The following is a 10,689-nucleotide window of genomic DNA, read 5'->3' on the forward strand; positions in this document are numbered from 1 at the left end:
GCAGATTATGAAAAAAATATATATTATTTTAGTCGCGGCGGCATTTTTAAGCTCTTGTGCTAAAAATATGGATGGATACAACGTTGACCAGAAGAATGCAACAGTTGTTCCTGCACCAACATTATTTACGGCTGCTCAGAAGAGTTTTGCAGATGTAATGACAACGCCTAGTGTGAATACCAATGTATTCCGTTTTTATGTGCAATACTGGACAAGTACTGAGTATCTGGATGAGCCAAGATATAACCTGACTGCAAGAACGATTCCTCAGTCATTCTGGTCGGCTTTGTATAAAGATGTAATCACTGATCTGAAAGAGTCTAAGCGTATCATCGCTGCTGATAATGTTACAAATGCAGATGTGAAGGCAAATCAGACCGCTGAAGCCGAAATTCTGGAGATTATGGCCTGGTCAACATTGGTTAATACTTTTGGAAATGTTCCTTATTCTCAGGCCATAGATATTTCTAATGTTCAGCCAAAATATGATGACGCTGCCACTATTTACAGCGATCTGCTGGTACGTCTGGACGCGGCAATCGGAAAGTTAAAAACTACGGCTGCCGGTTATGGAACTGCAGATTTATTCTATGGAGGTGATCCTGCAAAATGGATCAAATTAGGAAACTCTCTGAAATTAAGATTGGGATTGATCCTGGCAGATAAGGATCCTGCAAAAGCCAGGACTACGATTGAATCGGCTGCGTCAAATGTACTGGCAAGTGCTGCGGATAATGCAAAGTTTCCTTATATAGCTAGTCCACCGAATAACAATCCGATTTCTACCAATGCCAATGCCGCTTTAACTACAAGAACAGATTATGTTGGTGCATCTGCATTCATTGATAAATTAAATGCCTTAAATGATCCACGTCTTCCTGGCTACTTTACTTTAGCTGCTAATGGTAAATACGTGGGTGGTTATTACGGGTTTACCAATTCCTATGCAAATTATTCTACCATGACGGCTAAAATCAAATCTTTTGATTTTGAAGCCTTATTACTGGATTATCCTGAGACTGAGTTTGCCCTGGCTGAAGCTGCTGCAAGAGGTTTTAATGTACCGGGTACGGCCGCGGGTCATTATAATAACGCTGTTACAGCATCTATTATTTACTGGGGTGGAACAGCTGCACAGGCTGCAACTTATCTTGCCCGTCCAGATGTAGCTTATGCTACAGCTTCAACAGATTTCAGAGAAGTAATTGGAAATCAGAAATGGATAGCCTTATATAACAGAGGATATGAAAGCTGGACAGAATGGAGACGTTTGGATTTTCCTAAATTGTCGCCACCAAGCACAGCAAATGCACCTGCTGGTCAATCTGCTCCGGATGGTCTGACTATCCCGCTAAGAATAATTTATCCGATTAATGAACAAACCTTGAATGGAGCATCAAGAGCTGCCGCCGCTGCTGCTATCGGAGGTGATTTAGTCACCACGAAACTATTCTGGGACGTTAAATAGTACCCTGATAATTGATAAAAAAGGGAGGCTTATGCCTCCCTTTTTTATTTGTAAAAATTTTAGAGTTAAATAATGACTGATGCAATCCTGTTTTCCTGGGTAGCCATTTCACTGCTTGTACCGGAAACAGGCAGGGATGGATAGATCAATAGGGGTAAATTTGTGTTTGCAGCCATCTTTTGTGTGTTGCTGATGTTAAAAAGCTGTTCCAGGAAACTTTTATGGCGATGAACCATTACAAATAAACTACAGGTGACGTTGCTGCTCAACCATTTCAGCCCTTCTTTGATTGGTGTTTTTTTGACCTCCCGGTAGTAAATTTTACCATAGTTTATTTTATTGGCTACCTCTTCGAGGAAATTCCAGGTTAGTTTTTTTGTTTCTTTTTCTGTTATTTCCGGACTCTGGATATGAGCCAGTGTGATCTCTGCATGGGAAGGTTTTGCCATTTGAGTCAGTGCGTGAAGTACCTCCAGATCAGTTTCACTCATGTCTGTTGCAAAAATAATTTTATCTATATTTTTAAAATGGTGATTTTCAGGGATAACCAGGACGGGTAGTGAGGTGTTGCCTATAATATCGCGCATATGGTTTCCCATAATCAGAGAAGACAAACCCTTTCTATGCGTACCCATTACCAGCATGATGATGTCCTTATTCGCTAACAGCTTATTCAGGTGCATATAGAGTGGGCCTTCCTGACATTGACAATGAATAGCAGGTTTGAAAGCATTGACTGGTAAGGTCGTTAATTCTTCCTTTAACCGGCTTGCCAGTAAATTCAGTTCCTGTTCACTGTCTTCTTGCAGGGCATTAAAATCTTCCATTGACCAGTAAACCTGACCCGCCAATGGCTCTCCGGCAGGAACCAAAAAAGAGTTGTAAAGAATTATATTGGCTTTCAGTTGTTGTGCAAGGTGTAGCGCATACCTGGCAGCATTTTCTGCTCTTTTTGAAAAATCGGTTAATACAGCTATTGTTTTCATCTTATTTATTTATTGTTTTCTTTTGTCAGATTGAGCCTTTGATGATTCAAATCAGTGATTATTTAAGTCTATGCTATAAAGTTCAGAAGAAACGCTTGTTTAAGCTGTGATATACATCATGTTACGGCATGATATATATCACTCAAAAGATCTTTTTTCAAAGAATCCTTTGCTTCAATAAAAATATACATATATTTACGTAATCAGTTACGTAGTTAAATGTATATGGAGTTTTTCAATCAGGTAGGTAAAAAAGCGTTAGGCAGCAGGTTGCGGATGTTAACCGAAAAAATAACAGAAGATGCTGCTCAGATTTATAAATATTATGACATTGATATGCAGCCTAAGTGGTTCCCTGTATTTTATGTACTGTCACAGGGTGAGGCCAAAACCATCACTGCAATAGCTAAAGAAATCGGGCATTCTCATCCTTCTGTAAGTAAAATTATCAGTGAGATGGTAAAGGACGGGATAGTCAAAGAAGAGAAAGACGAAGCTGATGGCAGAAGAAATATGGTCAGCCTTTCGGCAAAAGGCGATGAAATAACAGCAAAAATACAGGATCAGTACATTGATCTGGATAAAGCGATCGCAGATATTACAGCGCAGACAAGAAATGATTTATGGCAGGCTATCGAAGAATGGGAGTTCCTGCTGGAGCAAAAGACCTTATTACGCAGGGTACAGGAGTTAAAGAAAGAAAGAGAAAGCCAGCAGGTTAGTATTGTAGATTATAATCCGGCTTATCAGGGAGCGTTCAGGGCCTTAAATGAGCAATGGATATCCAGCTATTTTCAGATGGAGCAGGCAGATTATAATGCACTTGATGATCCCCAGGGTTATATCCTGGATAAGGGAGGTTATATCCTGGTTGCTTTATATAAAGGTGAACCGGTTGGGGTATGTGCTTTAATTAAAATGAATGATCCGGATTACGATTATGAGTTGGCTAAAATGGCTGTTTCTCCGGCAGTACAGGGAAAAAGTATTGGCTGGCTGCTCGGAAATGCAATCGCACAAAAGGCAAAAGACCTTGGCGCCCGGAAGATCTATCTGGAAAGTAATACCTTGCTGAAACCTGCTATTAATTTATATCACAAGTTAGGTTTCAGCAAAGTAGCCGGACGGATTACACCTTATGAGCGATGTAATATACAGATGGAACTTATCCTGAAATAATCATCAGATTTTTTGTTGCGCCTTAATTGCCAGATATCGGTTAACTACATTGACGGTTAACTGATCTGGTGGCGTGAGTATACTCAGTATTCCGTATTTGGCGAGTTCTTTCACCATCAGTCTTTTCTCATAAACTAACTTTTCTGCAATAGTTTTAATGTAAATGCCTTCTACGTCTTTTGCAGGTGTCTCACTGATCGCGCTCACTTCAGTATTTTCAAAAAAGACAATTGTCAATAAATGAAACCGGGCTATATGTCTTAAAAAAGGGAGCTGCCTGCGGAGCGCAGACATGCTTTCGAAATTAGTAAAAAATAACAGAAGACTGCGCTGTTTGATAACCTTGCGGATAGTCATATTCAGGGCTTCTATATTACTTTCCAGGTAAAGGGTTTTTTCTTTATACAGGACTTCCATGATTTTACCCAATTGTCCAGGGCGGCGGTCTGCCGGAACAACACTTCCTGTTTTTTCTGCCAGGGTAATTAATCCGGCTTTATCATCTTTTAATAACGCTACATTCGAAAGTATCAGGCTGGCATTAATGGCATAGTCCATTAAACTCAGACCATTAAAGGGCATTTTCATCGATCTGGATTTATCGATGATGGAATAAATATGCTGAGCTTTCTCCTCTACAAAGGAATTGACCATCAGATCACCTTTCCGGGCAGTTGCCTTCCAGTTCACCGTGCGGTAATCATCGCCCTGCGTATAAGTTTTAACCTGGTCAAATTCCATGCTATGACCTGTACGTCTAAGTTTTTTAATACCTATTTCACTCAATCTGTCAGATATGGCCATCAGCTCGTATTTACGCAGCTGAAGAAAAGAAGGATACACGGGTACAGTATGCTCTTGTCCGAAATTGAATCTTCTGGAGATCAGACGCAGTGGGGAACTTACATATAATCTGGTCTGACCAAATTTATATTCTCCCCTTTTAGTTGGTCTTAGATTATAGGAAATAGTTTTATGCATCCCGGCTTTCAGGTCGCTGACCAGCCAGAGGTCTCTTTTCTGGAACTGAAAGGGGATCTCCTCTATAATCCCCAGCTGAACAGGAAAAGAATAAAAATTCTCGACATAAACGCTGAGTGTATTCTCGTCACCATTACTGAGCCTTTCGGGCAGATCACGTCTCAGGAAAACACCTTTATCGGTTCTGTATAATAAGACAAGGTCGATAAAAAACAATATGATCAAGGCGAAAAAACAGATATACGGCAGATCGCCCAGCCAGGGTAGAAAGAAGGTAAATAAAAACAGGCTGACGCATAATCCCAAACCAGCAAATAATCGTTTGCCGAGGAAAAGGTCTTTGTAATATCTGATAAATAAATATTTCACAATCTTGCCTTTTACCTTGGGATTTCTATTTTCTGAATAATCTGAGTTACAATATCACTGGTCGTCAATCCTTCCATTTCTTTTTCCGGGCTGAGTACAATGCGATGTGCAAGGACAGGAATGGCTACTTTTATGATATCTTCAGGAGTTACAAAGTCACGTCCCTGCATACCGGCAATTGCTTTTGCACTATTTACAATTGCTAAAGAAGCGCGGGGAGAAGCACCCAGATAGAGTGATTTGTTATGACGGGTTTCCTGGACAATTTTCGCCGCATATTCGATTAATTTAGGCTCTACATGCAGTGCTTTAATAGTAGCCCGGCAGGTTTTAATCTGATCTATACTTAAAACAGCTTTAATGTCTTTAATCTCATCTTCCAGTTTATGCTGATGCTGACGGGAGAGGATGATAACTTCTTCTTCGAGGGTTGGATACTTAATCTCAATTTTAAACAGAAATCTGTCTAATTGTGCTTCTGGCAACCGATAAGTTCCTTCATGTTCGATTGGGTTCTGAGTAGCCAGCACCAGGAATGGTTCTTCCAGGGCGTAAGTATGCCCGTCTACTGTAATCTGTCTTTCTTCCATGGCTTCAAACAGAGCAGATTGCGTTTTGGCAGGAGCACGGTTGATTTCATCGATCAGGACGATATTACCGAAAATGGGGCCTTTTTTATATTCGAAAGACGCAGTTCTTGGGTCGAAAACTGATGTCCCCAATACATCTGAGGGCATCAGATCCGGAGTAAACTGAATACGCGAGAAAACAGCATTTATACTTTTTGCTACTAGTTTAGCACTTAGTGTTTTAGCTACTCCCGGAACACCCTCCAGTAAGAGATGGCCATCAGCCAGTAAGCCGGCAATCAGAAATTCGATAGTATCCTGCTGGCCGACGATGATCTGACCGATTGATTCCCTGATCTGCGTTACGGCAAGGCTAAGCTGTGTGAGATCCGTTCTTTGATTAGCTATTTCAGATTCCATAATTTATTTCGATTGATTGTAGAATTTTTCTATTAATTTATTAAGCTCAATAAGTTGACTGTCTGTGACTTTAATACCTGTGCCAATGACATGGATTAAGTTAAATAATTGTCTGACGGTTTCTTCATCAGCTTCTGATTTCAGAATTAAGGAGGAAATCAATTCCTCATCAGGATGTATCGTTTTTAACCTGTAGGTTAAACGGATGTGATCCAGAAAATAGTTGATTTTCTTTTGGGCGATATCACTGTTGTCACGTTGCTGGTAATAAACTTTCCCAACAACATAAACGAAATCTGCAGAGGTGTTTTGCAAAGGCAGGATAATAGGAATAATCCTTTGCCGGCGTTTCATTTCATAGATAACAAATATCAGCAGGCCAAAAATGGAGATATAGTAAGCCCAGCGCAGCTGATCATATTTATAAAGGACGCTGAGTATATCATCATTATTGATTTTACCAAGCGTAAAGGTTTCGTCCCATATCAGTTCTTTAGAAGCCGGCAGATAAGAAAGGGCTTTGGCTGCATAATCAGCTCCTGCAGGTTTTAGCAAACTGTAATTAGTTAATAACTGCGGATTCGGTAAAATATATAAAGCACCTTTTCCAAAAGTATATTTGACGAAATTAATATCTCCATTGCTGTTTTTACCCAGCACAGTACACCTCGAAGAGTCGATACCACTAAAATACTGGTTGCTCAGGCCCTTGTCAAAAACATAACCTTCTTCTGATTTTAATAAAGGATTGACAAAATTGATGCGTTCAGGTTTATCGCCAGCATTGAAGACGTTATTGGTTTCAAGCTTAAGGGTGTCATTGAGTACAGAACCTAAATCAAAGGCGGCAATAAATACATTATTCCCTTTATTCATGAATTTCACCAGTTCCTGATAATCCAGTTTGTCAAATTTTAATTCTCCAGCAATAAAAAGATAAGTTGTATTGCTGAAATTTTTGTCCTTTAAAGTATTATAAACAGCTAATCTGGATGTTGTTACTAAAGTGCCAGGAAAGATGTTCTCCTTTTCATGATTTAAAATATAGAGCCCGAAAGGAATTTTATCGTCTCTGTGATAACTCGGTGTCCAGTCTGTTGGTTTGGGTTTATAATACTGGGCTACCAGATATAATATTAATATTGTAGCAGTTCCGATAAGATATAATCTCATACCCCTCATAATTTCTCCGTATTAAACTGATCATAACTAATCTTTACCTGCCTGAAATTCTCCTGATCAATAAAGAACTCGCCATACCAGATATATTCGAATTGCGTAGTGAGCAAACTGAATTGTTCTCTTTTATATGGATCTGTAATCTCCTGGAGATAGGTTTGATTGGTTTTCTCGGGTTGCCAGTTAATCAGGTTATTGTTGTGAAGCTTCTTCAGTGTACGTAAATACAATAGTCTCACTGCCAACCTATAATTGGCATTTCCGATAGCATGCTCAATTTCAGCATTAAAATCTATCTCATGAATGTTATCAGCTGATTCGGTATAGGGAATATTGACAGACTTCGACTTTCCTGTAAAAATTCTAAGATCAGTTCCTGTAAATTTAATAACCACATAGATAATCAATGCGGTTAAAGCAGCAATGGATAGGTATTTAACAAAGCTGCCAGTATAGCCATTAGCTACAACACCGCTGAACCATCTCCAGACCCAGGCCCAGAATCTATCCCATAAAGAGGCCCCGGGCAGTTGCTGATTATAATGAAAATCAGTTTGCTGACGATAGGAGCTGATCTTCTGCTGATCAAAATTTCTGAGCTGTAATTTACTGCTGTCATTTTTAAGCTGAAGAATTTTTGCAGGCACAACCTTATCTTTGCGGACAGGAGAAGCTTGTGTCGTCAGACATAAAAAGAGAAAAGCAATAAGATATTTAAACATATTAGTATTCTGCTTTTTGCTGGAATGGATCTTCATGTTCACCCATTTTATTAATACGGTCCATCAGGCCTTCGCTGTGCTGACTCTCTGAAAGATTATAATAACATAAAGAGATACCGATAATCGGTATGATCATCAGAATCTGGCAGACATACTGGATAACTGTTGAAATAATAATTACAGTAGTACTGATTGCCTTAGGACCATGTGCGAAAGCACTAGCCATAATCATCATCATAGAAGGGAAAGAAGCTAATGAAGAGGTAGCCATTGTAATAAGCCAAAGAACTAATATACTCGCGGCAGTAACCCACCATTGATTCTTAAGCAATTTGAAAGCATGGCTGAAGGAATAACCTAAGCTGGCATTTTCAAAAATCATAATAGGCAACATTAACGAAGCGGCGGGAAAGATATAGATTCCAGGGACCAGGCATAGGATAAAGCAGACCATTATAAATGCACCAATAGCGATGCTACTGCCAAATACACGTAAAAAGAAATATTTGAAATAGCCCCAGACCTCTTCTAACGTTGGTGCTATATTTCCTTTTTTGATATAAATGGCTATAAAACTTAGAATAGATACATTTATAGCAGTATAGCTAAATAGGGAGATGAATATAACGAACACGTAACTTGTCGTTACATATTTGTACCTCATTGTATCGAATGGATTATTTGATGCAGTGTATGTGATGCCCTTTAGTGCACCAGTTTGCTGGATGATTGCAGCGATCATGCCCGCAAGGAGGAAAATCCCACAGAAATAAATATAAGTTTTTACCAGAGGTTTGAAGTTCTCTTTGATAAAACGGAAGGTGTCGTTGATGATTTCCCCGAACTCGCGGAGTTTTTTGAATTCTAGTTTTTCAGACATTTTGAGTAGGTTGATGGCGTTTTGAAAGTGTTATTGGATAAAGAATGACATACCAGATTATAAATATCAGGGACATAGCCAGGATACTGACACTGAGCCATACAGGCATTTCTGTGTGACGGGTAATAAATCCCTCGAAGAAAGCAGCTATGAGTATGATTGGTATCAGGCCCAGGGCAATCTTGGTCCCGTCTTTGGCGCTTCTTTTAAAAGATTGAAAACGAGTGTAGGTTTTGGGGAAAAGCAGCCCGTGTCCCAGTACCAGGCCGGCCGCCCCGGCAATAATGATTGCTGAAATCTCTAAGGTACCGTGAATCCAGATGACGAGTATAGAATCCAGTCCAAGGCCCTTGCTGAAAAAGTAGTATTCAAATGAACCCAGCATAATTCCGTTTTTCAGCAGATAATAGACAGGACCGATGGAGCAGAGGATCCCACTGATAAACATAAGCAGTGTTACATAGCTGTTATTGGCGGCGATCATTAAAAACATCGGCGCTTCACTGGTTTGTTTGTATACGCCGAAGGGATCACCTTTAGCTATATTTTCATTAGTCATATTGACATAACTGTCACCCATGATCATCCTGATAAAGTTATCATCGTATTTAGCTGAAAGTGCTCCGATAGAGGCAGAAATAACAAAAAACAGAAAAGCGTATATAATTTGTGGACGATAGGTTAAAAATAGGATTGGTAATTCCAGCTTCCAGAAATTAATAAACCGGTTTTTATTTTCTTTCTTGTTTTTGTAAATCGCCTGATGAAGGAGGGAAGCCAGGCCGTTTAAATAACTTGTGGTTTTAGACTTTGGATAGAAGGTTTTAGCATAAGAAAGATCATTGGTGATCTCAATAAAGCGGTCTGCAATCTCATCGGGACTGGTTGCGGGTGATTGTTCATAGGCCTTCCACTTTTCAGCATTTTGTTTAACGAATAAGGCCTCCCGCATGTTGGATCAATTTTTTTGTTAAAATACTTACAAAAAGTGATTTTGCAATAATTAATTAAATATCAATATTATATTTGAACTGAATGGAAACGATAAAAGTAAATACAAGTCAGCATGTAGCTATTGATTATCCGGTTGCAGGACTGGGTGAACGGATATCAGCGAGATTAATAGATCTGGTAATGTTTGGCGGTTTATTTTTACTGGTTATTGTTTTTGTAAGCTTAACAGGATCACGTAATGCTGATGTTTTTAATATCGTGTTATTCGCTCTGGTATTTGCATCTTATGTTTTCTACAACCTGCTTTATGAGATTTTTTTCAATGGACAAAGTGTTGGTAAAAAGCTGATGAAGATTAAGGTCATCAGTATGGATGGTAGCCAGGCAAGTATAGGCCAGTATTTTATCAGATGGTTATTCCGTCTGGCAGATTTTTCCCTGACCGGGCAGGTTGGAGCTTTAGTTTGTGTTGCAGTGACTGAGAATAAGCAAAGGATTGGTGATCTGGTGGCTGGAACTATAGTGATTAAAACCGTAGCACGAACAAGTTTTGAACAAATTGCTTTTATACCTGTTGAGGAAGGGTATGCCCCTGTTTTTACGAATGTCCACCAGTTACGGGATCAGGACATAGAACTGATCCACGAAGTACTGACTACTTATTATAAAACTAACCAGTACGAACTCGTTTATGCAATGGCTGCGAAGATAGCTGCGCATCTTTCGGTTAGTTTGCCTGAAGGAATGAACCAGCTGGAATTTCTAAATACGATCCTTAAGGATTATAACCAACTTACTTCTGTCGCACAATAAGTCTTTTAAAATCTTTTTAGTGCTATGATGATGTCTTATGTCCAATAGAGTTATGTTAAACTGTCCGTTCCTGGCCTGAGTTTACATAAGAAAGTTTTTCAAAGCAGAAAAATGAGTATAGAAAACGAACATCCCAAGAAAGGGAAAGGAGGCAGAACCTCGCCACATT

General features: G+C 39.4%; 10 protein-coding genes. 3 read left to right on the top strand and 7 right to left on the bottom strand.

The window, feature by feature from the left end; translation table 11 throughout:
- Positions 1-7: 7 nt before the first annotated feature.
- Complete coding sequence (locus tag HDF25_RS24445; RefSeq protein ID WP_184629034.1) at positions 8-1,468, top strand: SusD/RagB family nutrient-binding outer membrane lipoprotein; 1,461 nt, start codon at positions 8-10, stop codon at positions 1,466-1,468.
- A gap of 65 nt (positions 1,469-1,533) precedes the next feature.
- Here the strand turns inward: HDF25_RS24445 and HDF25_RS24450 are convergent, their stop codons facing one another.
- Positions 1,534-2,454 (bottom strand): universal stress protein, encoded by a 921-nt coding sequence (locus tag HDF25_RS24450; RefSeq protein WP_184629035.1) that lies wholly within the window; start codon positions 2,452-2,454, stop codon positions 1,534-1,536.
- Between the two features lie 225 nt (positions 2,455-2,679).
- Here HDF25_RS24450 and HDF25_RS24455 point away from each other — a divergent pair, with 225 nt between their 5' ends.
- On the top strand, positions 2,680-3,633 hold the full coding sequence (locus tag HDF25_RS24455; protein ID WP_184629036.1) for a GNAT family N-acetyltransferase: 954 nt from the start codon (positions 2,680-2,682) through the stop codon (positions 3,631-3,633).
- A 3-nt stretch (positions 3,634-3,636) separates the two neighbouring features.
- Here HDF25_RS24455 and HDF25_RS24460 read toward each other — a convergent pair whose 3' ends face one another.
- Genes HDF25_RS24460 through HDF25_RS24485 form a run of 6 tightly spaced genes read right to left on the bottom strand, consistent with a single transcriptional unit; the run spans position 3,637 to position 9,705 of the window.
- Positions 3,637-4,983, bottom strand: coding sequence for a DUF58 domain-containing protein (locus tag HDF25_RS24460; RefSeq protein WP_184629037.1), 1,347 nt, complete (start codon positions 4,981-4,983; stop codon positions 3,637-3,639).
- A gap of 11 nt (positions 4,984-4,994) precedes the next feature.
- Entirely contained in the window at positions 4,995-5,972 is a 978-nt protein-coding gene (locus HDF25_RS24465) for an AAA family ATPase (protein ID WP_184629038.1), read from the bottom strand.
- Between the two features lie 3 nt (positions 5,973-5,975).
- Positions 5,976-7,145 carry a DUF4350 domain-containing protein gene (locus tag HDF25_RS24470; protein WP_260409460.1) on the bottom strand — a complete coding sequence of 390 codons (1,170 nt, stop codon included), beginning with the start codon at positions 7,143-7,145 and terminating at the stop codon, positions 5,976-5,978.
- A 5-nt stretch (positions 7,146-7,150) separates the two neighbouring features.
- Positions 7,151-7,909 carry a DUF4129 domain-containing protein gene (locus tag HDF25_RS24475; protein ID WP_184629040.1) on the bottom strand — a complete coding sequence of 253 codons (759 nt, stop codon included), beginning with the start codon at positions 7,907-7,909 and terminating at the stop codon, positions 7,151-7,153.
- Positions 7,875-8,753: a hypothetical protein gene (locus HDF25_RS24480; protein ID WP_184629041.1), complete on the bottom strand. Its 879-nt coding sequence runs from the start codon at positions 8,751-8,753 to the stop codon at positions 7,875-7,877. Before HDF25_RS24480 ends, HDF25_RS24475 begins: the two co-directional genes overlap by 35 nt.
- Positions 8,746-9,705: a stage II sporulation protein M gene (locus tag HDF25_RS24485; protein ID WP_184629042.1), complete on the bottom strand. Its 960-nt coding sequence runs from the start codon at positions 9,703-9,705 to the stop codon at positions 8,746-8,748. The genes HDF25_RS24480 and HDF25_RS24485 overlap by 8 nt, the downstream gene beginning before the upstream one ends.
- 83 nt (positions 9,706-9,788) lie before the next feature.
- On the opposite strand from HDF25_RS24485, the gene HDF25_RS24490 reads away from it, so the two are divergent.
- Positions 9,789-10,520, top strand: a complete 732-nt coding sequence (locus HDF25_RS24490; RefSeq protein ID WP_184629043.1) for an RDD family protein — start codon at positions 9,789-9,791, stop codon at positions 10,518-10,520.
- Positions 10,521-10,689: the final 169 nt, after the last annotated feature.

The sequence above is a fragment of the Pedobacter cryoconitis genome (assembly GCF_014207135.1).
Lineage (GTDB): Bacteria > Bacteroidota > Bacteroidia > Sphingobacteriales > Sphingobacteriaceae > Pedobacter > Pedobacter cryoconitis_D.

What these genes read in the sequence shown, in the direction of transcription:
- HDF25_RS24445 (WP_184629034.1), top strand. Translation starts at nt 8, where the DNA reads ATGAAAAAAATATATATTATTTTAGTCGCGGCGGCATTTTTAAGCTCT.
- HDF25_RS24450 (WP_184629035.1), bottom strand. Translation starts at nt 2,454, where the DNA reads ATGAAAACAATAGCTGTATTAACCGATTTTTCAAAAAGAGCAGAAAAT.
- HDF25_RS24455 (WP_184629036.1), top strand. Translation starts at nt 2,680, where the DNA reads ATGGAGTTTTTCAATCAGGTAGGTAAAAAAGCGTTAGGCAGCAGGTTG.
- HDF25_RS24465 (WP_184629038.1), bottom strand. Translation starts at nt 5,972, where the DNA reads ATGGAATCTGAAATAGCTAATCAAAGAACGGATCTCACACAGCTTAGC.
- HDF25_RS24470 (WP_260409460.1), bottom strand. Translation starts at nt 7,145, where the DNA reads ATGAGATTATATCTTATCGGAACTGCTACAATATTAATATTATATCTG.
- HDF25_RS24475 (WP_184629040.1), bottom strand. Translation starts at nt 7,909, where the DNA reads ATGAAGATCCATTCCAGCAAAAAGCAGAATACTAATATGTTTAAATAT.
- HDF25_RS24480 (WP_184629041.1), bottom strand. Translation starts at nt 8,753, where the DNA reads ATGTCTGAAAAACTAGAATTCAAAAAACTCCGCGAGTTCGGGGAAATC.
- HDF25_RS24485 (WP_184629042.1), bottom strand. Translation starts at nt 9,705, where the DNA reads ATGCGGGAGGCCTTATTCGTTAAACAAAATGCTGAAAAGTGGAAGGCC.
- HDF25_RS24490 (WP_184629043.1), top strand. Translation starts at nt 9,789, where the DNA reads ATGGAAACGATAAAAGTAAATACAAGTCAGCATGTAGCTATTGATTAT.